This window comes from Micromonospora maris AB-18-032, from assembly GCF_000204155.1.
In the GTDB taxonomy this organism is placed as follows: domain Bacteria; phylum Actinomycetota; class Actinomycetes; order Mycobacteriales; family Micromonosporaceae; genus Micromonospora; species Micromonospora gifhornensis.
Genome location: NC_015434.1, coordinates 1673090 through 1698352 on the forward strand (window position 1 = coordinate 1673090; position 25263 = coordinate 1698352).

General features: G+C 68.3%; 24 protein-coding genes and 1 pseudogene. 9 read left to right on the plus strand and 16 right to left on the minus strand.

The window, feature by feature from the left end; all coding sequences use genetic code 11:
* Nucleotides 1-80 precede the first annotated feature (80 nt).
* From VAB18032_RS33155 to rny, 4 genes are all read left to right on the plus strand, one after another.
* Nucleotides 81-581, plus strand: coding sequence for a hypothetical protein (locus VAB18032_RS33155; RefSeq protein ID WP_377676526.1), 501 nt, complete (start codon nt 81-83; stop codon nt 579-581).
* Between the two features lie 8 nt (nt 582-589).
* The gene (locus VAB18032_RS07710; protein WP_043720024.1) at nt 590-1282 is read left to right on the plus strand and encodes a regulatory protein RecX; all 693 of its coding nucleotides are present in this window, start codon (nt 590-592) and stop codon (nt 1280-1282) included.
* Between the two features lie 114 nt (nt 1283-1396).
* Complete coding sequence (locus VAB18032_RS07715; RefSeq protein WP_013732234.1) at nt 1397-2101, plus strand: 3-keto-5-aminohexanoate cleavage protein; 705 nt, start codon at nt 1397-1399, stop codon at nt 2099-2101.
* 618 nt (nt 2102-2719) lie between these two features.
* Nucleotides 2720-4486 carry a ribonuclease Y gene (gene rny / locus VAB18032_RS07720; RefSeq protein WP_013732235.1) on the plus strand — a complete coding sequence of 589 codons (1767 nt, stop codon included), beginning with the start codon at nt 2720-2722 and terminating at the stop codon, nt 4484-4486.
* A 69-nt stretch (nt 4487-4555) separates the two neighbouring features.
* On the opposite strand, the gene VAB18032_RS07725 is transcribed toward rny, so the two are convergent.
* The 12 genes from VAB18032_RS07725 to VAB18032_RS07780 form a co-directional block, all read right to left on the minus strand.
* Nucleotides 4556-5083, minus strand: a complete 528-nt coding sequence (locus VAB18032_RS07725) for a M15 family metallopeptidase domain-containing protein (protein ID WP_013732236.1) — start codon at nt 5081-5083, stop codon at nt 4556-4558.
* Between the two features lie 155 nt (nt 5084-5238).
* Nucleotides 5239-5583, minus strand: coding sequence for a hypothetical protein (locus VAB18032_RS07730; RefSeq protein WP_126712169.1), 345 nt, complete (start codon nt 5581-5583; stop codon nt 5239-5241).
* 3 nt (nt 5584-5586) lie between these two features.
* Entirely contained in the window at nt 5587-7962 is a 2376-nt protein-coding gene (locus VAB18032_RS07735) for a glycoside hydrolase domain-containing protein (RefSeq protein WP_415877989.1), read from the minus strand.
* A 62-nt stretch (nt 7963-8024) separates the two neighbouring features.
* Entirely contained in the window at nt 8025-9263 is a 1239-nt protein-coding gene (locus VAB18032_RS07740) for an ABC transporter permease (protein ID WP_081476053.1), read from the minus strand.
* Entirely contained in the window at nt 9260-9922 is a 663-nt protein-coding gene (locus tag VAB18032_RS07745) for an ABC transporter ATP-binding protein (RefSeq protein ID WP_013732241.1), read from the minus strand. The genes VAB18032_RS07740 and VAB18032_RS07745 overlap by 4 nt, the downstream gene beginning before the upstream one ends.
* A gap of 3 nt (nt 9923-9925) precedes the next feature.
* Nucleotides 9926-10804, minus strand: a complete 879-nt coding sequence (locus tag VAB18032_RS30555) for an efflux RND transporter periplasmic adaptor subunit (protein ID WP_232510706.1) — start codon at nt 10802-10804, stop codon at nt 9926-9928.
* Nucleotides 10805-11097: 293 nt separating this feature from the next.
* Nucleotides 11098-12027, minus strand: coding sequence for a hypothetical protein (locus VAB18032_RS07755; protein WP_148272216.1), 930 nt, complete (start codon nt 12025-12027; stop codon nt 11098-11100).
* Nucleotides 12028-12099: 72 nt separating this feature from the next.
* Nucleotides 12100-12498 carry a hypothetical protein gene (locus tag VAB18032_RS07760; protein ID WP_013732244.1) on the minus strand — a complete coding sequence of 133 codons (399 nt, stop codon included), beginning with the start codon at nt 12496-12498 and terminating at the stop codon, nt 12100-12102.
* A 523-nt stretch (nt 12499-13021) separates the two neighbouring features.
* On the minus strand, nt 13022-13894 hold the full coding sequence (locus VAB18032_RS07765; RefSeq protein WP_013732245.1) for an amino acid ABC transporter permease: 873 nt from the start codon (nt 13892-13894) through the stop codon (nt 13022-13024).
* The gene (locus VAB18032_RS07770; protein WP_013732246.1) at nt 13894-14568 is read right to left on the minus strand and encodes an amino acid ABC transporter permease; all 675 of its coding nucleotides are present in this window, start codon (nt 14566-14568) and stop codon (nt 13894-13896) included. Before VAB18032_RS07770 ends, VAB18032_RS07765 begins: the two co-directional genes overlap by 1 nt.
* 81 nt (nt 14569-14649) lie before the next feature.
* Nucleotides 14650-15513 (minus strand): glutamate ABC transporter substrate-binding protein, encoded by an 864-nt coding sequence (locus tag VAB18032_RS07775; protein WP_043720034.1) that lies wholly within the window; start codon nt 15511-15513, stop codon nt 14650-14652.
* A 63-nt stretch (nt 15514-15576) separates the two neighbouring features.
* Nucleotides 15577-16332 (minus strand): amino acid ABC transporter ATP-binding protein, encoded by a 756-nt coding sequence (locus VAB18032_RS07780; RefSeq protein ID WP_013732248.1) that lies wholly within the window; start codon nt 16330-16332, stop codon nt 15577-15579.
* A 180-nt stretch (nt 16333-16512) separates the two neighbouring features.
* Between VAB18032_RS07780 and selD the strand changes: the two genes are divergently transcribed.
* Together selD and VAB18032_RS07790 are read left to right on the plus strand one after the other, a co-directional pair.
* A complete protein-coding gene (gene selD, locus VAB18032_RS07785) occupies nt 16513-17502 on the plus strand; it encodes a selenide, water dikinase SelD (protein WP_013732249.1) in 990 nt (329 codons plus the stop codon).
* Nucleotides 17503-17800: 298 nt separating this feature from the next.
* Entirely contained in the window at nt 17801-18280 is a 480-nt protein-coding gene (locus tag VAB18032_RS07790; protein ID WP_013732250.1) for a hypothetical protein, read from the plus strand.
* Nucleotides 18281-18350: 70 nt separating this feature from the next.
* Here VAB18032_RS07790 and VAB18032_RS07795 read toward each other — a convergent pair whose 3' ends face one another.
* Nucleotides 18351-18560, minus strand: a complete 210-nt coding sequence (locus VAB18032_RS07795) for a DUF2277 family protein (RefSeq protein ID WP_013732251.1) — start codon at nt 18558-18560, stop codon at nt 18351-18353.
* Between the two features lie 52 nt (nt 18561-18612).
* On the opposite strand from VAB18032_RS07795, the gene miaB reads away from it, so the two are divergent.
* A complete protein-coding gene (gene miaB / locus VAB18032_RS07800) occupies nt 18613-20148 on the plus strand; it encodes a tRNA (N6-isopentenyl adenosine(37)-C2)-methylthiotransferase MiaB (protein WP_043720036.1) in 1536 nt (511 codons plus the stop codon).
* 44 nt (nt 20149-20192) lie between these two features.
* Here the strand turns inward: miaB and VAB18032_RS33460 are convergent, their stop codons facing one another.
* From VAB18032_RS33460 to VAB18032_RS07810, 3 genes and pseudogenes are all read right to left on the minus strand, one after another.
* Nucleotides 20193-21101 (minus strand): pectate lyase family protein, encoded by a 909-nt coding sequence (locus tag VAB18032_RS33460; protein WP_415877995.1) that lies wholly within the window; start codon nt 21099-21101, stop codon nt 20193-20195.
* A 39-nt stretch (nt 21102-21140) separates the two neighbouring features.
* Nucleotides 21141-21644 (minus strand): annotated as a pseudogene (locus tag VAB18032_RS33465) (RICIN domain-containing protein); the annotation flags it as partial.
* Nucleotides 21645-22065: 421 nt separating this feature from the next.
* The gene (locus VAB18032_RS07810; RefSeq protein WP_013732254.1) at nt 22066-23274 is read right to left on the minus strand and encodes a DUF349 domain-containing protein; all 1209 of its coding nucleotides are present in this window, start codon (nt 23272-23274) and stop codon (nt 22066-22068) included.
* 355 nt (nt 23275-23629) lie between these two features.
* On the opposite strand from VAB18032_RS07810, the gene VAB18032_RS07815 reads away from it, so the two are divergent.
* Complete coding sequence (locus VAB18032_RS07815) at nt 23630-24352, plus strand: class III extradiol ring-cleavage dioxygenase family protein (protein WP_043723415.1); 723 nt, start codon at nt 23630-23632, stop codon at nt 24350-24352.
* A complete protein-coding gene (gene miaA / locus VAB18032_RS07820) occupies nt 24349-25263 on the plus strand; it encodes a tRNA (adenosine(37)-N6)-dimethylallyltransferase MiaA (protein WP_013732256.1) in 915 nt (304 codons plus the stop codon). The genes VAB18032_RS07815 and miaA overlap by 4 nt, the downstream gene beginning before the upstream one ends.

A 25263-nucleotide genomic window follows, 5' to 3' on the forward strand; every position in this document is an offset into this window, starting at 1 on the left:
AGCCGCAGTTCGTCCCGGAAGAAATCATGCCGGTGCCGGCTCGGATCATCGATGTACGGGTCAAGCCGAAGACCCGTTCGATGAACCGGTTCGACATCGAGGTGGAGGGCAACCACAACTACTTCGTCGACGGGGTCATGGTGCACAACAGCCCCGAGACGACCACGGGTGGTCGGGCGTTGAAGTTCTACGCCTCGGTCCGGCTCGACGTGCGGCGCATCGAGAGCCTGAAGGACGGCACCGACGTGGTCGGTAACCGTACCCGGGTCAAGGTCGTGAAGAACAAGGTCGCCTCTCCGTTCAAGCAGGCCGAGTTCGACATCATGTACGGCAAGGGCATCTCCCGTGAGGGTTCGCTGATCGACGTCGGTGTCGAGCAGGCGATCATCCGGAAGTCCGGCGCCTGGTACACCTACGAGGGCGACCAGCTCGGCCAGGGCAAGGAGAAGGCCCGCGAGTTCCTCCGGGAGAACCCGGACGTGGCCGCCGAGATCGAGAAGAAGATCCTGGAGAAGCTCGGCGTCGGGGTGGGCGCGGGCGATGCCGCCGGTGGCCCGGAGTTGCCGCCGGTCGACTTCTGATCTGATCAGTGGCTGGACGACGTGCCCGTACGGGGCGGGGCTGGGATGCCAGTCCGCCCCGCACGGGCGATCCCACACTGCGTCCGCGCCGGGGCCGCCGCACGTCCGGCGACGAGTCCACACCGGGCTCCGGTGCCGTCGGGCGGGCCGACGCCGACCAGGCGGCTGACACTCCCCGGGACGAGTCCGAGGTGGCCCGGGAGATCTGTCTGCGGCAGCTTGCGGTCCGCCCTCGTACCCGGGCCGAGTTGGCCACGGTGCTGGCCCGGCGGGGCATCTCCGAGGAGACCGCCGACGCGGTTCTCGACCGTTACGACGAGGTCGGCATCATCGACGACGCCGCGTTCGCCCGGGCCTGGGTGAGCAGCCGGCACGCCGGTCGTGGGCTGGCGCGTCGGGCGTTGGCCAACGAGCTACGGCAACGCGGAGTCGACGGTGACACGGCCAGCGCGGCGCTCGACGAGCTGGACGAGAGCACCGAGGCGGAAACGGCCCGTGCGCTTGTCGAACGCAAGCTGCGTACCGCCCGTGGTGAGCCGGACGCGGTGTTCCGGCGGCTGGTCGGCATGCTGGCCCGCAAAGGTTACCCACCGGGGGTGGCGATTCGGGCCGTGAAGGACGCACTCGCGGCGCAGAGCGCCGAGGCGGCCGAGTTCGCCGAACAGATCGACGCCGACGCCCTCGCCGACACCGAGGGATGACCGCCGCCGAGGGATGACCGCCCAGGGGGTGATCGCCCGCCGAAGGGTGATCGCCGAGGGCGGGTGGGGCAGCCGCCGAGGGGTGATCGCTGACCGGTCGAGAGGAGGCGCGAGGTGTTGCTGGCCTGCCTCAACGGTGACCGTGGTCGTGACTCCCACCCTGGGGTGCCGTTGAGCCCGACCGAGTTGGCGGCCGACGCGGCTCGGTGTGTCGGGCTCGGTGTCGGTGCGGTGCACGTCCATCCGCGTACCGCCGACGGGGTCGAGTCGTTGCGTCCGGCGGACATCGCCGACGCGGTCGTGGCGATCCGTGCCGCGGTGCCGGGCCTGCCGGTGGGGGTGAGCACCGGGGCGTGGATCGAACCGGATCCGCTCGCCCGGGCGGCGTTGGTCGGTGCCTGGACGGTGCTGCCCGACTTCGCCTCGGTCAACGTGCACGAGCCGGGGGCGGAGGCGGTCGCGCGGGCGCTGCACGAGCGAGGCGTGATGGTGGAGGCCGGGCTCTGGACGGTGCCGGCGGTCGAGGCGTACCGCGGATGGCGGGTGCCGGTCGGTCGGGTGCTTGTGGAATGCATGGCGCCGTCGCCGGAGTCTGCCCTGGCCGAAGCGGCGGCTATGCTCGACGCGCTCGCGCCGTCGGGGCCACCGGTGTTGTTGCACGCCGAGGGTGCCGGCGTCTGGGTGGTATTGGCGGAGGCGGTCCGGCGGGGCCTGGACACCCGGATCGGGCTGGAGGACACGCTCCGGCTGCCCGACGGGTCGCTCGCGCGGGACAATGCCGCTCTGGTGGCCGCCGCCGTGGCGTCGGGTGCCGGTTGACCGTGCGGTAACCGGCGGTAGCTGGCTCGGCAGGCGACCGAACGTCGCGATTGTCCGCAGCCGCCCGACTCGTTATCAGCGCAGCGTCACCGCGCAACTTCTCTCCGTCCGGGTGGTTTGATCATGACTTCTTGACCGGACGCCCTCAGAGACCTAGCCTCGCCATAAAGGCTCACATTGCCCGACCAAGCGCAGGCTAAGCGCACAACATAGATCGCGTAACAGAACAGCATCACTTTGGCCAGCAGGAACGGCCACTGACGCCAGCTTCGGACAGGCCGGTCCGGGGCCGAGGCGACAACTGCACCTGGCCTGCCGACGGTTCGAGGGACACCGTCGGCGGGGAGAGCTATCCACGGCCTGCGCTCCGGTCGGGCGTCCAGAGCCGTAGGAACACGCCCACCGGCGGATTCCTACGGCGCGACGTTCAGGGGAGGCGCGCCATGGCGAGGCGACAGAGGTTCACCGGGTGGCCAGCATGAGCGAGCGTTGCGAACCGGCCGGCGCCGACTCCGGCGCGGCCGACGAGGGTGAGCAGAGCTCAGGGCACCCGGAACCGGCGTTTCGAGGGTGTGCCGAGTCGAGCCGTCGGGCGGTTCGGCGGAGCGGAGTGCCGGCATGAGGGCGCTGGACGTCGTACTTCTGATCGTCGTGTTGGTGTTGACCCTGGTGGTGCTCGCCGCGGCGGTCTTCGGGGCACGGGTGCTGCGCGGGTTGCAGACGCGGCCGGCACCGGAGGATCCGGCGTACATCGCGGAGAAGGATCGCCAGGAGCAGTCGCTGGCCGCGTTGCGGACGGCTGCCGACGAGGCGAACAGCACGATCGACGTCGCGAAGTCCGCCGCGGCTGCGGCCCGCACCGAGGCGGCGGCGGCCAAGGCGGAGGCGAAGGCGGCCCGGGCGGAGGCCCGTCGGGTCCTCGACGACGCCCGCGCCGAGGCGGACACGGTGCTCGAACGGGCGCACAAGCAGGCCGAGGCCGATGCCGAGCAGTTGCGGACCGCAGCCCGGCGCAGCGGCGAGCGGGAGGTGGCGGTGCTCGCCGCGACCACCCGGGAGCAGGCGGCCGAGGTGGAGCGGCGGGCGGCCCGGATGGACGAGCGGGAGCGGATGCACACCGAGGAGGTGGAGCGGCTGGCCGAGCGGGAACGGCAGCTGACCGCCGCCAGTGCCGCGCTCGCCGCCCGGGAGGCGGCCCTGGATGCCCGGGAGAAGGAACTGGCCGAGGCGGAGAGCCAGCGGCGTCGGGAGTTGGAGCGGGTCGCGGGGTTGACCGCCGACAGCGCGCGGGCCGAGCTGGTGGAGGCGATCGAGGGCCAGGCCAAGCGGGAGGCCGCGCTGCTGGTACGGGAGATCGAGTCGGATGCCCGGTCCACCGCGGAGCAGCGGGCCCGGCACATCGTGGTCGACGCGATCCAGCGGGTGGCAAGTGAGCAGACCGCGGAGAGCGTGGTCAGCGTGCTGCATCTGCCGGGTGACGAGATGAAGGGTCGGATCATCGGCCGGGAAGGCCGCAACATCCGCGCCTTCGAGTCGGTGACCGGGGTCAACCTGATCATCGACGACACCCCGGAGGCGGTGCTCCTCTCCTGCTTCGACCCGGTGCGCCGTGAGGTGGGTCGGCTGACGCTGGAGAAGCTGGTGCTGGACGGGCGGATCCACCCGCACCGGATCGAGGAGGTGCACGACCTGGCCCGGCAGGAGGTGGACCAGCTGTGCCAGCGGGCCGCCGAGGACGCCCTGGTCGAGGTCGGCATCACCGAGATCCACCCGGAGCTGGTCACCCTCCTGGGCCGGTTGCGCTACCGCACGTCGTACGGGCAGAACGTGCTCAAGCATCTGGTGGAGACCGCACACATCGCCGGCATCATGGCCGCCGAGTTGCGCCTCGACGTTCCGTTGATCAAGCGGTCGGCGTTCCTGCACGACATCGGCAAGGCGCTCACCCACGAGGTGGAGGGCAGCCACGCCATCATCGGCGCCGACGTGGCCCGCAAGTACGGCGAGAGCGAGGACGTGGTGCACGCCATCGAGGCGCACCACAACGAGGTCCCGCCGCAGACCGTCGAGGCGGTGCTGACCCAGGCGTCGGACGCCTGCTCCGGGGGCCGGCCGGGGGCGCGGCGGGAGAGCCTGGAGGCGTACGTCAAGCGGCTGGAGCGGATCGAGGAGATCGCGGCCGGCAAGCTCGGCGTGGAGAAGGTCTTCGCCATGCAGGCGGGCCGGGAGATCCGGGTGATGGTCAAGCCCGACGACGTCGACGACATCGGCGCGGCGGTGCTGGCCCGGGACGTGGCCAAGCAGATCGAGGAGGAGCTGACCTATCCCGGTCAGATCCGGGTGACCGTGGTCCGTGAGTCCCGAGTCACCGAGATCGCCCGCTGACGGAGGACGCCAACCGGGACGGCGGGGCGAACCGCGCCGTCCCGGTCCAGGTACCTCCACTCAGCCGCCTCAAAACGGCCGCTGACGCGCCCGCAGGTCCTTGGCCGCGCTTCGGCGACGAGCGTTGAGCAGATCGATCATCGTTCCTGGTCCTCGGTCCGGCTGGTCGGCCCACTCCTCGAAGGTGCGTGCCAACCGGTCGAGTCGCGTGTCACCCGGAGGTACGTCGATTTGAAAATGCCCTTCCGAGGGGTGGTCCCGGTCGTCTCCACCCCAGCGCACAACACCGTCGCATTCTGCGAGAATGTCGCGGATCACCAGCATTTCGCCGGTGAAGAAGTTGCCGGCGGAGCCGACCGGATAGAAGTTCGGCCGGATCGCCACAGCGGTGCCCGACAGGTAGTTCGACTCGAACGCCGCGACTACCGCCCTTGTTGTGCGATGTCCGATCAGGTCGCCGCGCCCGACTGCACCGACCTCGTAGTGAAACCGGCGTAGCACGTGGAGAAGGACGGTGGACACCGCGCCGGCTGCCAGCGTGATACGCGCGTCGCTACCCTCGACCCGGTGGCTCGCCACCTTGGCGCCATCCACCACGGGCCAACCGTTCTGACTTGTGGACCGAGCCCAGTTTCTCGGACGCGGCGGTGCTGCCTGGGCCGGCGCGGTGGCAGCAGCGCCGACGACCACCGCACCGGCTGCGGCGAAGGTGGTGGACAGAAGTTGCCGGCGAGACAGACCTGGCGCATTACTCATTGTGGCGACTCCAAGGTTGTCGGTTCGGCTGCACGGGAGCGGCGGGCGGATCGTAAAGCGAGCGCCGTGCTCACCACTGCGATGAACAGGCAGAGGAAGATGATCGGGTTGACGTAACCGGGGACCAGATCGGTGCTGGTGCCGTCGGCATAGCGGCACACGTGGCGCAGTGGCAGCCAGTCGGCGCTGGTCGCGGTGGAAGCGAGTGGCTTGGCGGTGCAGTACTCGCTGGTGGCTCGAATGTCGAGAAGGTGGCTCACCCACAGGCCGTGCACGTACGTGACAATGGCAGCAGCTGGTGCCACGACGATTCCGACGACGAACCCTGCAGCTGTCTTCATGGCTCAGATCTTGCCTTGGGCGCGCAGCGCCGCGACGCGGGCGTTCTCCTGCCCCACCCGATCCAAGAGCATGTCGGCGAAGCCTTGGCAGAACTCGTCGAGCTTGTTGCTCGGCAACAGGTGTGGCATGAGCGTGGGCACTCCACCGGTTGTCTGAATGAGATAGGCCCGGCCGGTGGAAAGAATAGGGTCGGCCGTGGTCAGCAGGATGTCCCGGCTGATCGCCTTGGCGTTGGCCGCGTTGACGAAGCGGCCCTCATAGAATCGCTTGAATCTAGAGAGGTGGCCACCCCCGGAATAATTGACGTACATGGACGCCCAGATGCTCGTTCCGTTCCGCACATCCTTGGCGATGTTGTAGGCGTCCGCGTCTTCGATCAGATCACGCAACTTGAAGGTTCCGACGCCGTCGACCTTGGCCAACTTCTCGTGGCAGTAGGTGCGCCCAGACGAGTAGCTGTCGCTGTCCCGACGCCACTCGCCGTAGAAGGTCATCCAGTCGCCGCCCCAGCCGCCGACGTCGCCTCGGTTGGTGTAGGTCCCGGCGGGCTGTGGTAGCAGGTACGCCGCGTTGCAGGACGCGCCAAGGTGGGAGACCTTGATGTCTACGCCATAGAAGGGGTCCCGGAATTCTCTGATCATGTGCATGTTGTTTGCTCTGAGTCGATCAAGCACATGGTTCTTGAATCCCTCGTCGATGCTCCCGATCAACAGCTTCCACTGCTCGCTGTTGTAGTCCTCATGGCGAAGGAACTCCATCACCAGTTGATCTGCTGGGCGGTTTCCCCCGTAACTGCGAGCCCACGAGAGCAAGGTGCTGATGTATCCCACGAACGTGTCGGCCTCTGAAATGGGGTCGTTGACCGAGGCCACCGCAGGGTCCGATCCCGGCTTGTAGATGTTCTTGTCGATCTCGATTCGCCCGTCACCGGTGCCGAGCCACAGCGTCTGGATCTGATTGAACGACCAGTTCTCCGGCAAGGGGAAGCCCATGTTGCCGGAGAATCCGGTGGACATGCCCGACACGAAGGACCACCGTGCGTACGTGTGGGCGGTCACCTGAGCGCTGACGTTGCGTGATCCGTACACGCCGTGGATGTACTTCTTCCCTCGATCGGCCAGTCCGGCGACTACGCCTCGAAAATATGGAAGAATGTGAGACTCGATCTCATCCTGAGTTGCGTCGTAGTCGACCGAAAAATATATTACGGTACCGGTGCTGAAGCCGTACCCTGTGGCGGCGATATGGGCATCCACCGCGTCCTGGAATCCCTGAGAATAGGTGAAGTAGGAGACCACTTCACCGTAGTACTGTGAAATTGGAAAGACCTTCAGGCCGTTCGCGAAGATCGTGTCCAGCTCGCCCGGCTGGATCCTCTTGTTGAGGGTGCCCCAGGGCTTCTCGTCCAGATATCGGCCCACGAACCTGTACCCGTTGCTGTACAACGTCTTGGCGCGTGCATCGGTGATGGTGGTGATGCAGTCCACGGCGGTGCCAGGGCGACTGGGATCCCCAGTGGACACCAGTAGCTGGCACCAGGTGGCAAAGTCGCCACGGCCGTTCGGGGGCAGCAGGGCCGAGAATGTCTGGAAATCACTGACCGCTGACGCGACGCTTGAGGTGAAACTGCTGGTGAAGTTGGCGTAGGTGTTGCCGTTGGACAGACGTATGCGATTGAAGACCATCGCAGCGGTAAATATGCTGACGAAGATTCCCGACGAGCCCTGTGACAGCAGGTTGTTGCGCAAACCGGCCTGTGTTCCCGGCCCGAACACGCCGGTGGCTTCATCGTCGGTCAACCCCAGTTCGAACTGGATGGCCAGGAAGAGTGCTTTCTGCACGTCCCGGGAGAAGATTCCATCGCAGGGGATGAGGAAGAAATCACGGCGGCTGAAGTATCGGCTGTTCAGCCACTTCTGGATCGACCGGATCGTTTCGGTTCCGCCCGCGAGCACCACGTAGGCGTCCATGGTGAGCAGTGCCTTGAAGATCTTCGGCTGGACATTGGTGTCGGAGGCGTCCAAGCCGGCGTTGTACTTCAGTTCCGCGATGGCAGAGGCCGTGTCAACGCCGTAGACGCCGTCACCCGGCCCACCCCAGTAACCCTTGCAGAACAGGGCGTACTGCACGATGTTGACGATGTTGGGGTTGGTGGTGTCCGGGCCGATGGCGCCGAGCGCCGCCAGCCGAGAGAGGGTTGTCGGACCGAAGGCATCGGACAGGCTGGTGATGCCAAGCTCGTGCTGGAGCCCTCTGGTCAGGGAGTACATGGTCGACCAGCCGGTGCGCCCGTTCTCTGGGCAGCGGTTGTAGCCGGGTACTGCGCCGTACGTGGAATTGACCCATTGCTGTGCCTCAAGGACCTTGTCGTCCACCATTGCCTCCATCGATGTCGTGGCGCGCTGTTGATGGTTGGTCTCGCCTCAGGTCGTTGGACGTGTCAGCGCTGTAGTGCCTGGACCGGGGGGATGCGGGCGGCCCGCGCCGCCGGAACGAGCCCGGCCAGTAGTCCGGCGATGGTGCTGGCCGTGCAGGCGAACACGGCGGACCGGATCTCGACCGCTGGTGTCCAGCCGTTGACGACGGACACGATTGAGATGGTCAGCACGCCGAGCAGGGCACCGACCCCCCCACCCAGCCAGCCCAATACAGTGGTTTCCAGGACCAACTGACCGAAGATGTGACGTCGCCGCGCCCCGACTGCCCGTCGCAGGCCGATCTCTCCGGTGCGCTGAGCTACGCCACTGGTCGCGGCGTTACCGATCGAAATGGTGCCCATCAGCAGGGCGACACCGCTGATCAACAGAGTCGTCCTGGTGGTGCTGCCCTCGATCTCCTGGCGCAGTGTGCGCGGATCAGGCGGCGCAATGGCTCTCAGTTCGGCCGGCGCCTCCGGACGGAGGGCAAGCGGAGCCTGCCTGCCGATGAGTTGTGCCGCGCCGGGAGACGTTTCCACCAGCACGTCCCTCTTCGCGGGCTGGCTGCCACCGGATTGGTTGAGGCGCTCTGCCGCCGAGTACGGCACGATGGCCGCAGCCATGGCCTCCGGTCTGCGCACGACGTCGTCAAAGATCCCGACCACCGTATGGGCCTGGTCGGCCACGAAGACGGCGACGCCGGTCCGATGGATTCCGAGTTGGCGTGCCACCGTGGCGGAGAGCATGACCACCGGCGTGGCATGGCGTTCGTGGAACTCGCCGAAGCTGCGTCCCACGGTCACCCGGGGTGCCATCACCTGCAACGCCGACGGATCCGCTCCGATCACGGGTACGCCCGCCGAGGATTGCCGAACATCGGTCATCCGACGCATCGGACGCTCCCCGAGACTCGTCCGCCGTCCGGCGGCCACAACGCCGTTGAGCCGGGTGAGTCGACCGATGGCCGCATCATGAAGCCAGCTGTCCGTCGTCGCCTGGTCTTCCGGTTCAACCAGGACCTCGGTGGCCCGCCGCAGATCAAAAGCGGTGGAAACCTGCTGGTTGAGCGTGGAGCCGAGACCGAGACTGGCTACGAACGCCGCCGCACCGAGGATCGTGCCTACGACCGTTACGAGTGATCGGCCAGGGTTGCTGAGGACGGAGACAGAGGCCTCCCAGAACAGGTCGCGGACGTTCAGCCGGGACCGACCGATCCCTAGGTGCCCGATCTCCTCGCGTTCCTTGCGCCGTCTCGTCCTCACGTCTCGTCCACGACACCGTCGGTGACACGAAGCCGGCGACGGGCCTCCGACGCGACCTGCGAGTCGTGGGTCACCACGATCAGAGTCAGCCCTTCCTCGTTGAGTTGCCGCAACACGGCGAGTACCGCAGCGGTGTTCGTCGTGTCGAGGTTGCCGGTCGGTTCGTCGCAGAAGAGGACTTGGGGGCGTGCCGCGACCGCGCGGGCAATCGCTACCCGCTGCTTCTCGCCACCGGAGAGCTGGCGGGGGTCGGCGTGCATGCGATGGGACAGGCCCATACGCTCCAACGCCTCGGAGGCCATCGACCGGCGTTGCCGCCGTGCGTGCGGTCCGTACAGCATCCCAAGCTCGACGTTCTCCAGGGCGGTGCGCCCGGGGAGCAGGTGGAATGCTTGGAAGACGAATCCGAAGAGCTGGCCACGGATGGCGCCGAGGGTGGCGGGCCCGCAGTCCGCCGTCTCCAACCCGCCGATCAGATAGGAGCCGGCCGTGGGTACATCGAGCAGGCCGACGAGGTTGAGCAGAGTCGACTTGCCCGACCCGGACGGGCCGGTGATCGAGATGTAATCGCCCTGGTCGACACGCAGGTTGGTGGCGCGTAGCGCATGAACGGGCTGACCGTCCTGATAGGTACGCGAGACGTTGCGGAGAACCAGCATGGATCAGCCCTCCGCCGTCTGCTCACCGACCAACACTGACGAACCGGCGGCGACCGGCGACGGGACCGGTTCCCTGAGTTCGACCCAGCCGCCCGCGATTTGTCCCGTCAGCACCGTGACGTCGGTTGTCGCGTCGTCCTCATCCACGACAGTGATGAACATCGAGCCGTCGGGGCGGGAGTAGATGGCCGACACCGGCACGGCCAGCACCTCCGCCGCGGCGGTGGTCCGGACATCCAGCCGTACCGACCGGTTCGTGCCCCCGCTCATCGGCGCCTCGGCGAACTTCAGCCGGATCTCGATGCCGGTCTGGCCGTCGGGGCCCGAGGTCGCCTGCTCGCTGACCTCGCTGACGCGCGCCTTCGTACGTGTCTCACCAAGCTCGTCGGTGACGTCGACCTGTTGACCGGGCCGGATGAGCGCTGCTTGATCCACAGCTGCGGTCGCGACGATGACGGGCGCTTGGCCGTCAAGTTCGACTATCGGCGTCTTGGGGTCTACCAGAGTCTGTCCGACCCGCGCATGAACCTTGCTGATACGACGGCCCGTCCGGTCGATCACGACAACGGCGGACTGCGGCATCTGCACGGCACGCGACTGCCCGGAACGTCGATCTTCCTGCGCCGAGCCCAGCCGGTAGCCGCGGTCACGGTAGAACTTCGCCAACTGCCGCAGAGTCGTGCCGTCGAGCACTCCGGTCGTCGGTGCGGAATAGCCAGTACGGCGCAGTGCCCGCTGCACCTCCACGACGTCCGGTCCCTGCGCACCGGTGGTGAGGTCGCGGTAGAGGGGGAACCGGAGTGCCAGGGCGAACAGTGGCTCTCCGGAACGCTCAAGCAGTACCTGCCCCTCCCGTATCCGATCGCCCTTACGCACAGGCACCTTCGTCACCACGCTGCTCGGGCCCATCGCGGCGGGTGGAGCGAGTAGCCGTACACTCGCCCCCGGTTGGACACGCCCCCGAAGCACGACCGGCTCGACAAGCGTGCGGCGCTCCACCACCGCCGTCACCAGCGAAGGCGAGGGCGGTGCGGCGTCGGCGGCCAGCTGGTCCGGCGACCGCAGGGTGGGACCGACCAGGACCGCGCCGGCGGTGACCAGCACAACGGCGGCCAGGAAGAGCACGACAATGCGGAGGGCGCGCCGTCGTCGAGCGACGAGGGCGTCGACGGCGATCACGGGGCGCCGATCAGTTCGGCGGCCTGCTTCGCGATGCGGGTAACCTGCGGGTTCAGCTCCATGAACGAGGACTCGTACTTGTCGACGAGTTCCCGTTGAACCTGAACTGCCGTTTCAAGTTGCAGTTTGTCGATGCCGGTCTGACGCCGGCATTCAAACCAGGCGACTGCGAGGGCGCTTTCCACCGGACCGGCCTGATACTGGGTCGCAGGCACCGCAGGCCCCACCTCAATCGTTCCAGGTATCTGCTTGGGCTGCCACCGATCCAGGCCTTCAGCGGCATCTACGCCGACGGGAACACCGAAGAGTCCCGGGTTCGGGGTCTGGAGGAACTCCTGCTCGCTCCTCGGCCGGTGACCCTTGTCGTCAAGGCAGGACAGCAGCTTTCGCCATGCCGAGTCGCCCATTCGCTCGTTGATGGTCCGCGAGAGGGGTTGGCTCAGCTTGTTTCCCAGGTCGAAGTAGCCGTAATACACGTTCTTGGCGTCATCCGACAAGGCCTTCCAGGCGTCCTCGGTGCATTTGTCGTAGGCTCTGTCGTAATTCGGATCGAAGCTGACGACCGACGGTGGTGCCGACAACGAGTCTCGGCCAAAACCAACTCGCTTCGCTTCTTCGACCGAAGTGGGGCCGAAGGTGCGAGCTGTGATGATCAGGTGTCGGAACGGGTTTCGAGGCTGCCCCAGCATCACGTTCAGGTTCTGCGGGTAGCCGGCCTTGGCCAGACACTTGTTTCGCACCTTCAGTTGCGCATAGTCGATCTGGCCGATCTCTTCGCCCAGGAAGAGCGAGAATGGATTGTCCGAGCTTGCCGCCGACAGATCTGCGGGCGGGTCGGTCGCGGAACTGGAGCAAGCTGTGGCGAAGAACGAGACGGTAACGAGAGCGACCAGCCACCGGGCACTCATGCGCACGCGAAATTTCACTTGATCCCCCGAAAATTACCGCTTCCTGTGCGTCGGCGGGCACGCCGTTCTGGCGTGCCCGCCGACGGGCGATCAGGCGCAGCGCTTGTGAGAGTTGTTGCGAGGGCTGATGGCGGCCCGGAAGTCGCGCGGGAAGGTGGTGTACGGGGTGACGTAGTTCGCCAGGTCGTAAATGGTGACGGCGCAGGTGGTGTCCCTGTTCCAGAGGCCCTCGGCGTCGTCCTTGATCACGAACGCGGGGTACAGATCCGGGATGTTCGACCAGTAGTCGTCGCCGTGGTTCGAGTCGTTGTACCAGAAGTGTCGCTGGTACGAACTGGTGGAGAAATTGTCGTAGATCCACTGGAAGCAGATCTCGCCCTTGTTGCAGGCGGCCTTCGAATCGCCTCTGTCGGCCTGCGCCGGTGCGGCGGCAATTGCCACTGCGGCGGCTCCCGTCATGGCGGCGGCGATGATTTGGCGTACTCGCATGCACTCTCCTCGATCGTCGAGGGGCTGCGCGGAATTACGGCAGGAGCGTATACGTCGCACCTGAACCGTTGAGCCCCCGTTGGTTGCGCTCCAGGAATATGCGGAACGCCTCGAGCGTCGAGGTTGCCGAGGCATGCAAAATCCGGTGGCGCAAAATGCCAGCACGGAGCCTCAAGCAGGCTGGAAGCAACAGCAGTCGCTGTTGGCTAGAACTGTAAGAATCCCCGTGTGGTCCCAGATCGGGGGAACCTGAACCCCGTTGGGACATATGAATGATGGCCGATTTCCTGTGGCTTGGCAAGAGTCCGCCGCAGGCTCCCTTGATTCGATTCGGTCGTTTTGGCGCTTATCGGCGGAGGATCGGCGAGTCGGCAGCGACATCGAGCCACGTGAGCGTCAGGTCTCGGAGAGAAGCGACCCGCAGGTGGGCCGCGGGACACACGCCATCGGGACACGGCCACAGACGAAACAAGCGGGGCCGGCCCAACCGGACCGGCCCCGCTTCGGGTATGTCGAACTGCGCTCAGCCCTGCGGTTCGACGACGGTGGAGCCGGCAGTGCCGGCGCGCTGCCGTGGTACCCGCGCCCGACGGGTGCCGGTACGCCGCTCCAGCCAACCGGCGAACCAGGTGAGCATGGAGTTGATGATGATGTAGATGACGGCGATCACCATGGCGGCGGGGATGATGTTGCCGTAGTTGGCGGCGAGGTCGTTGACGCCGCGCTGGAGCAACTCGGGGTAGGCCACGATGTAGCCGAGCGCGGTGTCCTTGAGCAGCACCACCAGCTGGCTGACGATGATCGGCAGCATGGCCCGGGCCGCCTGCGGGATCAGGATCAGCTGCATGACCTGGGTCTTGCGCATGCCGATCGCGTACGCCGCCTCGGACTGCCCGCCGGGCAGGGCCCGGATGCCGGCCCGGAACGCCTCGGCCAGCACCGACCCGTTGTAGAGGGTCAGACCGATCACCACGGACCAGAAGGCGGTCACCGGCTGCTTGATGACGTACGGCAGGCCGTAGAAGACGAAGAAGATCATCAGCAGCAGCGGTACGGCCCGGAAGAACTCCACGACCGCGCCGGCGGGGACGCTGATCCACTTGTGCTCGGAGAGCCGCCCGACGGCGAAGATGATGCCGAAGGCGAGCGAGAGCAGCATGCCGACGCCGGCCGCCTTGAGGGTGGCCCACAAGCCCGGCAGGATGAACTGCGTCCACGTCTTCGGCTCGGCGAAGGGCTTCCAGAGCCACCCTTCCCACTGGTTCGCCTGGTCGAACTTGCTGTAGATCCAGTAGACCAGCCCGAGCAGGGCGACACCGAAGATCACGCTCAGGACGGTGTTGCGAACCTTGGCGCGGGGTCCCGGGTGGTCGTAGAGGACGCTGCTGGTGCTCATCAGCGCTTCACCGCCAGACGGTTGGCCAGCCAGCCGAAGAAGTAGCCGGTGGGAATGAGGATCGCGGCGAACGTGCCGGCGAAGACCAGGAAGATCGGGATGACCGCGTCACCGTTGAAGTTGATCAGGTCCTTCATGACGCTGGAGGACTCCATCAGCCCGATCGTGCCGACGATCGTGGCGTTCTTGCAGAGCGCGATCAGGATGCTGCCGAACGGCGCGATCACCGAACGCGCGGCCTGCGGCAGCACCACGATCCGCAGGGTCTGCGCGAAGGTCAGCCCGATCGCGCGGGCCGCCTCGGCCTGCCCGGTCGGCACCGTGTTGATGCCGGAACGGACCGCCTCGCAGACGAACGCCGCGGTGTAGGTCGACAGGCCGATGACCCCGAGCCAGTAGATGTTCAGGAAGAGATCCTGCGACAGGCTCAGCCCGAGGGTGACGAACAGGCCGAAATAGCAGAAGAAGATGACCAGGGTCAGGGGGGTGTTGCGGAAGATGTTGACCCAGGCTGCGCCGAAGCCGCGCAGCACGGGTACGGGTGAGACCCGCATCGCGGCCAACAGCACGCCGAGCACCAGCGCGCCGACGGCGGACGCGCCGGTCAGCTTGAGGATCCAGAGGAAGCTCGACACGAACGCGTCGAAGTTCTTCGGATCAGAGAATACGTGCATGCTTCGGCTCCCGGGGCACGTGTTGGCGGCCGGTGACAGGCCGGAGCCGGCACCCACTCAGGATGCCGGCTCCGGAACCGGTCATGCGCCGCAGTGGGTCAGCTTGGTGGTGTCCAGCTCGGGCGCGGGGGTGCCGCTCTTGCCCAGGGTGGTGTCCCAGGCGGCCTTGTAGCTGCCGTCGGCGGCGGCGGCCTTGAGGATCTCGTTGACCTTCTCGCAGCCGGTGGTGTCGTCCTTCTTCAGGCCGATGCCGTACGGCTCGTCCGAGAAGGTGCTGCCGACGACCTTGAACTTGCCGGCGTACTGGTCCTGCGCGGCGTAGCCGGCGAGGATGATGTCGTCGGTGGTCACGGCGTCAACCTGGCCACCGTCGAGCAGCGGCAGGCACTTCGAGTACGAGTCGAACTGCTGCAGCCGGGCGTCCGGGTAGTTCTCCTGGATCCGCTTGGCCGGGGTCGAGCCGCTGACCGAGCAGACCGTCTTGCCGGCCAGCTGGTCCGGGCCGGTGATGGTCGAGTCGGACTTGACAAGCAGGTCCTGGCCGGCGATGTAGTACGGGCCAGCGAAGTTGATCTTCTGCTTGCGCTCGTCGTTGATGGTGTAGGTGGCCACCACCAGGTCGACGGTGCCCTGCTCGATGAAGGGCTCACGGTTGGCCGACACGGTGGTCTTCCACTCGATGTTGCCCGCGTCGACGCCGAGGCCCTTCGCGATGATCTTGCCGATCTCGATGTCGAAGCCCTCGTACTGGCTACCGGTCTGCAGACCCAGGCCCGGCTGATCGGCCTTGACGCCGATGACCAGCTTCTTCTGGCTCTCGGCCTTGCCGACGATGCCGGTGGCGCCGGTGCCGCTGCCGGCCTCGTCGCTGTCGCCGCCACAGGCGGCCATGGTGACCGCAAGACCGGCAGCAGCGGCGATTGCCGCCATACGCTTCATTCGCATACTTTGTTCTCCTTCTGAAACGGGAGCCTGCCGGGCCACGGCACACTCCGCTACGGGGGGCCTTTAATGCGTGAGGATTTTGGAGAGGAAGTCCTTGGCGCGCTCGCTGCGCGGGTTGGCGAAGAACTCCGCCGGGGCCGCGTCCTCGACGAGCTTGCCGTCGGCCATGAAGATGACCCGGTTGGCGGCGTGCCGCGCGAAACCCATCTCGTGGGTGACCACGACCATGGTCATGCCGTCGCGGGCGAGCGAGGTCATGACGTCCAGCACCTCGCCGACCATTTCCGGGTCCAAGGCGCTGGTGGGCTCGTCGAAGAGCATCGCCTTGGGCTGCATGGCCAGCGCCCGGGCGATCGCGGCACGCTGCTGCTGGCCGCCGGAGAGCTGGGCCGGGAACTTGTCGGCCTGGTTGGCGATGCCCACCCGGTCGAGCAGGGCGAGACCCCGCTCGCGGGCCGCGGCCGGCTTCTCCTTGCGCACCTTGACCGGGCCCAGAGTGACGTTCTCCAGGATCGTCTTGTGCGCGAAAAGGTTGAAGGACTGGAACACCATGCCGACCTCGCTGCGCAGCTTGGCCAGTGCCTTGCCCTCCGCCGGCAGCTTCTGCCCGTCGAAGGTGATGGTGCCCGAGTTGATCGGCTCAAGTCGGTTGATCGTGCGGCACAGGGTCGACTTGCCGGAGCCGGACGGGCCGATCACCACGACCACTTCGCCACGACCCACCGACAGTGAGACGTCGTCCAGCACGTGCAGCGGCCCGAACCACTTGTTGACCGAGTCCAGCACGATGAGCGGTTCGCCCGTCGCCACGTCGTCCACCGTCCCTCGTTACTTTCGGGGTCGGTCGACCCCTGGATGACGGCCACTGTAGGCGGGGTGACGTGGCTGAACACAACTCAGATGGTCACGGAGCGGTAACACCGTGGCGGATCACGTCCCGGCGTCCGAAATTGCCCGCTCCGGGTGGCGTCCCGGGCCGGTGATGTAGATCATGTGAGGGTGGCCGAGCAGGTGCGATTGACCAGGTACGCCCGGGGTGGCGGATGCGCGTGCAAGATCCCGCCGGGCGAGTTGGAGGCGATGGTGGCCGGCCTCGGCCCCGCCGCCGGCTCCGCGGATCTGCTGGTCGGGCTGGAACACGGCGACGACGCCGCCGTGGTCCGGCTCGACGAGCGGACGGGCGTGGTGACCACTGCGGACTTCTTCACCCCGGTGGTCGACGACGCCTACGACTGGGGGCGGATCGCCGCGACCAACGCCCTGTCGGACGTGTACGCGATGGGCGGCGAGCCGCTTGTCGCACTCAACCTGCTCTGCTGGCCACGTGAGGTGCTCCCGCTGGAGTTGGCGCGGGAGGTGCTGCGTGGCGGGCTGGACGTCGCCCGCGCCGCCGGCTGCCACCTGGCCGGTGGGCACAGCGTCGACGACGACGGTCCGAAGTACGGACTGGCCGTAACCGGGCTGGTCCGCCCCGACGAACTGATCACCCTCGACAAGGGGCAGGCCGGACTGCCCCTGTCGTTGACCAAGCCGCTCGGCGTCGGCGTCCTCAACACCCGGCACAAGAACACCGGTGAGAGCTTCCCCGAGGCGGTCGCGGCCATGACCACGCTGAACCGGGAGGCGGCCCGAGCGGCGGTCGCGGCCGGGGTGCGGTGCGGGACCGATGTGACCGGATTCGGTCTGCTCGGCCACGCCTCGAAGCTGGCCCGCGCCAGCGAGCTGACGGTGGCCATCGACATCGACCGGGTGCCCTATCTGGCCGGTGCGCGGGAGGCGGCCCGGGACGGGTACGTCAGCGGTGGCTCGCGCCGCAACCTGGAGTGGGTGACGCCGTGGACCGACCTGGCCGCGGCCGGGGAGATCGACCGGTTGTTGCTGGCCGACGCGCAGACCTCGGGCGGTCTGCTGGTGGCCGGCGAGATTCCCGGCGCGCCCGTGATCGGTGAACTCCTGCCCCGCGGCGACCACCTGGTCGTCCTGCGCTAGCCGAAATCCGGTCGCCCTGCGCCGGCAGCGGTCCGGTCGCTCTGCGCCGGCAGTGGTCTGTCGCCCTGCGCCCGAGGTGCCGTCGTCGGCGCTGGCATGCGGCGAGCCGTGCGCTGGAGCGCGCACGATACCCGATAAACTGTCACCTTCCCGCTACCCACAGCGATGTGCTGCGGGGAAATTTGCCCAGAATGGTCACAGACCGGTAACTTGCCCCCGCCTGGGGGCAAATGCCCCGCACCATCGTGGGTAGGGCCCGATCCCGAGGCCCGTCGGACGAGCACAGCGAGGAGGCGGCATGACCGAGCTGTGGAACTGGAGAATCGACCAGGTACGACCGGTGGAGGTCTACCCGGCACTGGCCGATGCGCTCGGTCGGGTGGTGATGCCCCTGGCCGTCGCCGACCCGGCGCGGCTGCCCACGTACGCGGTGGTCTGCGATGTCTGGCAGGCGCCCGGGGAGTTCGCCACGATCGTGGACTGTTACGGCGTGCCCGACGGCCTGCCCGAGTTGCCCAGCATCGCGGCCCTGGCCCGGCTGCTGGACCGCAACTGCCTGGTGCGCGACGACACGCTCGACGAGACCCGGCACCTGCTGGTCGCGCCGGACGGCAGCATCCGCCCGGTGCACTTCGACGTGCAGGAGACCGACGACGGCGAGGTGCTCAGCAACCGGCGGCTGTGCACCGAGGCCGACCCGCGCTGCCGAGGCTGGTCACGCTGCCACCGGTCCCGCTGGGCCCCCGACTCGGTGAACCCCGCCCTCGCCGCCGCCTGAGCACATCACGGGGCCTGAGCGTTAACAGGGGCCCCTTGCTCTACCGCAGGCGTTAACAAGGGGCCCTTCCTTACCGGCCGCGGACGACGAGGTCGTCGAGGAGATTGCGGGTAGCGGCGGCGACGGCGGCCACTGCGGCGTCGAACGCGGCGGCGTTGTGCGCCGCCGGCGCGCGGAAACCGGAGATCTTCCGCACGTACTGCAACGCCGCGGCCTCCACGTCCGCGTCGGTGACCTCCGGGGTGTACGGCTCACGCAGGGTCTTGATGCTTCGGCACACGGCTCCTCCTCGTTCCGTCCGATCACAGGGCGCCGGATACGCTGTGCACGTCATGACTACCGCAGCGGCGGGCGGCCCGCGCACCTATCAGGTGCGCACCTACGGCTGCCAGATGAACGTCCACGACTCCGAGCGCATCTCCGGGCTGCTGGAGCAGGCCGGCTACGTCCGCGCGGGCGAGAGCGACGACTCCCCGGACGTGGTGGTGTTCAACACCTGCGCGGTCCGGGAGAACGCCGACAACCGCCTGTACGGCAACCTCGGTCATCTGCGTCCCGTCAAGGACCGGCATCCAGGGATGCAGATCGCGGTCGGTGGCTGCCTGGCCCAGAAGGACCGGGGCGACATCGTCCGCAAGGCGCCCTGGGTGGACGTCGTCTTCGGCACGCACAACATCGGTTCACTGCCGGTGCTGCTGGAGCGGGCCCGGCACAACGCCGCCGCCGAGGTGGAGATCCTCGAATCCCTCGACGTCTTCCCGAGCACCCTGCCCACCCGCCGCGAGTCGACGTACGCCGGCTGGGTGTCGATCTCGGTGGGCTGCAACAACACCTGCACGTTCTGCATCGTGCCCGCTCTGCGCGGCAAGGAGAAGGACCGCCGCCCCGGCGACATTCTCAGCGAGGTCCGCGCCCTGGTCGACGAAGGCGTGCTGGAGGTGACCCTGCTCGGGCAGAACGTCAACTCCTACGGCGTGGCGTTCGGCGACGCTGGCGAGCCGAACTGGAAACGCAGCGGTGGCCGGTCCGCTTTTGCCCAGCTGCTGCGGGCCTGCGGGGACATCGACGGGCTGGAGCGGGTGCGGTTCACCAGCCCGCATCCGAAGGACTTCACCGACGACGTGATCGCGGCGATGGCCGAGACGCCGAACGTCTGCCACTCGCTGCACATGCCGTTGCAGTCCGGCTCCGACGACGTGCTGCGCGCGATGCGCCGGTCGTACCGGGCCGAGCGCTACCTGGGCATCATCGACAAGGTCCGGGCGGCGATGCCGGACGCCGCCATCACCACCGACATCATCGTCGGGTTCCCCGGCGAGACCGAGGCGGACTTCGAGCGCACCCTGGACGTGGTCCGGGCGGCCCGGTTCTCCTCCGCCTTCACCTTCCAGTACTCGAAGCGCCCCGGCACGCCGGCCGCGACCATGGACGGGCAGCTGCCCAAACAGGTCGTACAGGAGCGCTACGAGCGGTTGATCGCCTGCGTCGAGGAGATCACCTGGGCGGAGAACAAGAAGCTGGTCGGCGAGGCGGTCGAGGTCCTGGTCGCCGTCGGGGAGGGCCGCAAGGACGAGCGCACCGGGCGGCTGTCCGGGCGGGCCCGCGACGGGCGTCTCGTGCACTTCGACGCCGGGTCGTACGCCGGGGCGATCCGTCCGGGCGACATCGTGCACACCGTGGTCACCTACGCGGCACCGCATCACCTCAACGCCGACGGGGAGCCGCTGTCGCACCGGCGTACCCGGGCCGGCGACGCGGCAGAGGCCGGGCGGTCGGCGCGTACCCCCGGGGTGTTGCTCGGTCTGCCCACCATCGGTGCGCCGGCCGCGGCGCCCGAGCCGACGACCGGCTGCGCCGTCTCGCACTGAGCCGGTCGGGGCCCGGTGAGAACCGGACCCCGACCGTCGTACGGTCAGACCGAGATCCGGCCGGCGCCCGCGCCGCCCGTCACGATCGACTTCACGCTGCTCGCGCTGTCCAGGCTGTAGCCGTACGGGATGCCCGCCACGCTGCCGCCGGACTGCCCGCTGCCCGAGTTGACGAAGTGGTTGTTGCGGGCCACCAGGGAACCCGGCCCGGAGTCGCCCTCACCCCGGTGGAACGGGTCGGGGGTGTTCTCGAAGTAGTTGCCCTCGACCAGCACACCGGCGTTCATCGTGGACGCCACGCCGTAGCCGCGCACGTTGCTGTAGAAGTTGTTGTAGACGTGCACCGGGTTGCCGAAGCGGACCCGCGGGTTGCGCTGGTTGCTGCCGTCGAACCAGTTGTGGTGGTAGGTGACCCGCAGCTTGCCGATGTCCTGGCTGCCGTTGTCGTCGCTGTGCCCGAGCAGCATCGTCTTGTCGTGGCTGAACACCCGGTTCCACGACACGGTGATGAAGTCCGACCCCCGCTTGATGTCGACCGCACCGTCATAGCCGCTGCTGAAGGTGTTGTGGTCGACCCAGATGTTGGTGGCCGACTGCTCGATGTTGATCGCGTCGTCGCCCCAGTTCCGGAAGGTCAGGTTCCGGATGATCACGTTGCGGTCGCCGTTGATGGTGAAACCGCAGCCCACGATCGTGGCACCCGCGTTGCCGAGGATGGTCTTGTTGGACCGCACCCGCAGCATCCCCGAGCAGTTGATGGTGCCGGAGACCCGGATCACCGCTGCGCTGCTGGAGTTCAACGCGCTGGTCAGCGCCGAGGCGCTGGTGACCGTGGTGGTGCCGGCGCTGCCGCCGCCGGTGGTGCCGCCGTTCTGGGTGGCCCAGCCGACCAGCCCGGTCTGCGGGGCCGGGTTGGGCGGGGGAGTGGTGCCGCCGCTGCCCAGCCGGATCAGCTGCCAGCGCTGGTTCGCACCGTCGAGATCCGCGTACTGCGAGACGACGCCGCCGTCAGCGGTGGACCACTGCCACACCTCCAGGGCCTTGCTGCTGTGCCGGTTGATGAACCGCACGTCGCCGTTGGCGGAGTCCGCGAGCCGCCAGTGCTGCTTGGTGTCGCTGCTCGCGGTGACCTGGGTGACCTGCACGCCGTCGTTGGAGTTCGGAACGGCGACGACCTTGCCGGAGTGCCGGTTGCGCAGCTGGTAGTAGCCGCCGCCTACGTCGACGAACTGGAACTGCTGGTTGTTGCCGTCGGTACGGGTGAACTGCCGGATCTCACCGCCGTCGGCAGTGGACCAGTTCCACAGGTCCATCGCCTTGCCGCTGTTGCGGTTGACGAACACGTACTGTGCGCTGGTGTCCACGGTGGCCGCCGAAGCGGGGCTCACCGCCACCGCGACGACCGCCGCGGGCAGTGCGACCGCCGTCGCGGCCATGACCGCCAGTCGCCGGGTCAGGCGACGTGTGACGCTTGCAAGCACGGTCAATCTCCTCATCCTCTGGGTACGCGGAACGGGTCGGACGACGCGCGTCAGGGCGTCACGGATGGGCTGCCGGCACCGGCGGCAGAGTCCGTGACGCGGGTGGCCGCGGCGACCATGGATGGTGGTGGAGCGCCGCGGCGTACGCCTGGATGCGTCGTCGGCGTGCGGTCGGCAGGAGTACGCCCCGACATCGGAGGCTGCCGTGCCCAGCGGCAGCGATGCCGGTGACGGACGCAGAATCTGCGCCCTGCCGTCGGATGAACTGGTCGAAAACCGGCTCCCGTGCCCACCCCGTAGGGGCAACCGCTTTCCTCAGATAATCACAGATCGACGTCGATGTAAATGTCGAACGTTAACATCGCCGTGACCAGCGGCAATAGAGACGGAAAGCCCCCGGTTCCAGCCGGAACCGGGGGCTTTCGACAGGTTCAGCTCAGCCGGCCTGCTCCGCCAGCTGGAGGAACTGACGCTTGGAGGCGAGCGCCTGCTCGGCCTCCTTGATCCGCCGGTTGTCGCCGGCGGCCTGAGCCCGGGCCAACCGCTCCTCGGCCTCGGCGACCTGGGCCCGCATCTGGGCCAGCAGCGGGTTGTCCTCACGGCTGGTCCGACGCCACGCCGAGTCCATCACCTCGCGGACCTTCTCGTCGACGGCGCGCAGCCGGCGCTCCAGCCCGGCAGCCGCCTCACGCGGTACCCGACCGGCCTCGTGCCACTGCGCCTGAATGTCGCGCAGCTTGGCCTGAGCGCCCTTGGGGTCACCGTCGATGTCGAGCGCCTCCGCCTCGGCGAGCAGCGCCTGCTTGCGTTCCAGGTTGGCGCGCTGCTCGTTGTCCCGCGCCGAGAAGACCTCGCTGCGCCGGGTGAAGAAGGCGTCCTGCGCGGCCCGGAACTTCTCCCAGAGCCGCTGCTCGGCCTCCTTGGAGGCGCGCGGCGCGGCCTTCCACTGGTTCATCAGGTCCTTCAGCTGGTTGGCAGCCGAAGCCCATTCGGTGGAGTCGGAGACCTTCTCGGCCTCGGCGACCAGCTCTTCCTTGATCGTCTGCGCCTGCTTGCGCTGCGCGTCCAGGGAGGCGAAGTGCGCCCCCCGACGACGGGTGAAGCCGTCACGGGCGGCGGCGAACCGCTTCCACAGCTCACCATCGGTCTTCTTGTCGACCCCCCGGATGGTCTTCCACTCGTCGAGGATCTCCTTGAGTCGGTCGCCCGCGGTCTTCCAGCCGGTCGACTCGGCGGCGAGCTTCTCCGCCTCCTCCACCAGAGCGGTCTTGCGGGCCAACGCCTCGCTGCGGGCCGCCTCCTTGGCGGCCTTGGCCTCGCCGGCCTTCTCCTCGGCCACCGTGGCGAGCCGGTCCAGCCGCGCGGCCAGCGCGTCGATGTCGCCGACCACGTGCGCGTCGGCCAGCGAAGCGCGAATCCGTCGTACGGTGGCCAGCGAATGGTTGGCGTCCGCGGCGCCGGAGTTGAGCCGTGCCTCAGTCAGGTTCACCTCGGTCACCAGGTCGGCGAAGCGGCGGGCGAAGTGTGCCAGCCCCTCCTCCGGTGCTCCCGCCTGCCAGGATCCGACCACCCGCTCGCCTTCGGCGGTCTTGACGTAAACGGTGCCGTCCGCGTCCACCCGTCCGAAGGCAGTCCAGTCGCTCATGTGCCCATCCTCGTTCTCCCGGTGCCCCCTCGGAGAACTCTCTCCCGGGCACCGCCACGGCGCAGCCAAGTTTCTCCGGGCATTGTCACAGGTACGCCCCGGTCCGCGTCGAGCGCCTATCGCCGACCGTGACCATACGGTGTCCTAGGCGCTCCGCGGCATCATCCGGACCGGCGAGCCGTCGCCTACCGGTGCCGCCACGCCGCCGCCACGCCGCCGAGGTCGCATCGACGTGTCGCCGAGGCCGCGTCGGGATGCCGCCGGCACCGCGTCGGGATGCCGCTGTCGCAGCTCAGCGGGCTTGGCGGCGACCTCGGGTGCACGGCTGCGGCCGCCCGACCGATACGGTTGCCGGGTGCCACTGGTCGCCGCCGCCGTCTGCCCGCACCCGCCGCTGCTGATTCCCGAGGTCGCGGGGGCCGCCGCCACAGAGTTGGACGACCTCCGTCGGGCCTGCGACACGGCGGTCACCCGACTCGTCGACTCGGGCGCCGACGAACTGCTGGTCGTGGGTGACGGCCCGGACACCCACCGCTACGATCCGCCGTTCCACGGGTCCCTCGCCGCGTACGGCCTGCCCGTCGAACCGACAGTGGGTCGGCCCGGCCCCGGAAGCCGGCCCGACCTGCCGCTGAGCCTGACCATCGGCGCCTGGCTGCTGGGGCGCTCCCGCTCGGAATCGGTGCCCGTGGTGTCGGCCATGTACGCCGTGGCGCCGCAGACCGACCCGGTGTCGTGCGCGCAGCTCGGCGCCGGCTGGGGCGGCGATCGGAACTGGGCGCTGCTGGTGCTGGGTGACGGGTCGGCCTGCCGGGGGGCGGCAGCGCCGGGCTACGCGGACCCACGCGCCGAGGCGTACGACAGCGGGGTCGCCGAGGCCCTGGCCGACGCGGACCTCGACGCCCTGCTCGACCTGGACCCGGAGCTCTCGGCGCAGCTGCGGGTCGTCGGCCGGGCGGCCTGGCAGGTGCTGGCCGGTGCGGCCCGCGCCGCCGGCGGCGACTGGCGGGGCGAGCTGAGCTACCACGCGGCGCCCTACGGAGTGGCCTACTTCGTGGCCACCTGGGAACGGTCGTGACCCCGGGCACGGTGCTCGCCGTGGTGGGACCCACCGCGGCCGGAAAGTCGGCGCTGAGCATCGCCCTGGCGCACGCCCTCGACGGCGAGGTGGTCAACGCCGACTCGATGCAGCTCTACCGGGGCCTGGACATCGGCACCGCCAAACTCACCGTCGCCGAACGGGACGGCGTGCCGCACCACCTGCTCGACATCTGGGAGGTCACCGAGCCGGCGAGCGTCGCCGAATACCAGGCGCTGGCCCGGGCGGCGGTCGACGACATCCTCGCCCGAGGGCGGGTGCCACTGCTGGTCGGCGGGTCCGGACTGTACGTGCGGGCAGTGCTGGAGCAGTTCGAGTTCCCCGGCACCGACCCGGCGCTGCGGGCGCGGCTGGAGAACGAACTCGCCACCGTCGGCCCGGCGCCGCTGTACGCGCGGCTGCGCGAGGCCGACCCGGTGGCGGCGGCCGGCATCCTGCCCGGCAACGGTCGGCGGATCGTCCGCGCGCTGGAGGTGATCGAGCTGACCGGGGCGCCGTTCACCGCCGCGCTGCCCGAGCCGACGCCTTACTATCCCGCCGTGCAGGTCGGCGTCGACCTGGACACCGCCCGGCTCGATGAGCGGATCGCCGTACGGGTGGACCGGATGTGGGCCGACGGGCTGGTCGCCGAGACCCGGCGGCTGGTCGAGCGGGGCCTGCCCGAGGGGCGTACGGCCAGCCGGGCGCTCGGCTACCAGCAGGTGCTGCGCATGCTGTCCGGGGAGTTGACCGAGACCGAGGCCCGCGACGACACCGTACGGGCGACCCGCCGGTTCGTCCGCCGCCAGCGTTCCTGGTTCCGGCGCGACCCGAGGATCCACTGGCTGGACTCGGCCGAGCCGACGCTGGTCGAGGATGCCCTGCGGATCCTCCGTGACGCTGCGCGATGA

Coding starts and splice junctions, on each gene's coding strand:
- VAB18032_RS07735 (WP_415877989.1), bottom strand. CDS start 7,962: ATGGTGGACGACAAGGTCCTTGAGGCACAGCAATGGGTCAATTCCACG.
- VAB18032_RS33155 (WP_377676526.1), top strand. CDS start 81: ATGAACCGGTTCGACATCGAGGTGGAGGGCAACCACAACTACTTCGTC.
- VAB18032_RS07765 (WP_013732245.1), bottom strand. CDS start 13,894: ATGAGCACCAGCAGCGTCCTCTACGACCACCCGGGACCCCGCGCCAAG.
- VAB18032_RS07790 (WP_013732250.1), top strand. CDS start 17,801: ATGACCGAGCTGTGGAACTGGAGAATCGACCAGGTACGACCGGTGGAG.
- VAB18032_RS07730 (WP_126712169.1), bottom strand. CDS start 5,583: ATGAAGACAGCTGCAGGGTTCGTCGTCGGAATCGTCGTGGCACCAGCT.
- rny (WP_013732235.1), top strand. CDS start 2,720: ATGAGGGCGCTGGACGTCGTACTTCTGATCGTCGTGTTGGTGTTGACC.
- VAB18032_RS07810 (WP_013732254.1), bottom strand. CDS start 23,274: ATGAGCGACTGGACTGCCTTCGGACGGGTGGACGCGGACGGCACCGTT.
- VAB18032_RS07760 (WP_013732244.1), bottom strand. CDS start 12,498: ATGCGAGTACGCCAAATCATCGCCGCCGCCATGACGGGAGCCGCCGCA.
- VAB18032_RS07770 (WP_013732246.1), bottom strand. CDS start 14,568: ATGCACGTATTCTCTGATCCGAAGAACTTCGACGCGTTCGTGTCGAGC.
- VAB18032_RS07775 (WP_043720034.1), bottom strand. CDS start 15,513: ATGCGAATGAAGCGTATGGCGGCAATCGCCGCTGCTGCCGGTCTTGCG.
- miaB (WP_043720036.1), top strand. CDS start 18,613: ATGACTACCGCAGCGGCGGGCGGCCCGCGCACCTATCAGGTGCGCACC.
- VAB18032_RS07745 (WP_013732241.1), bottom strand. CDS start 9,922: ATGCTGGTTCTCCGCAACGTCTCGCGTACCTATCAGGACGGTCAGCCC.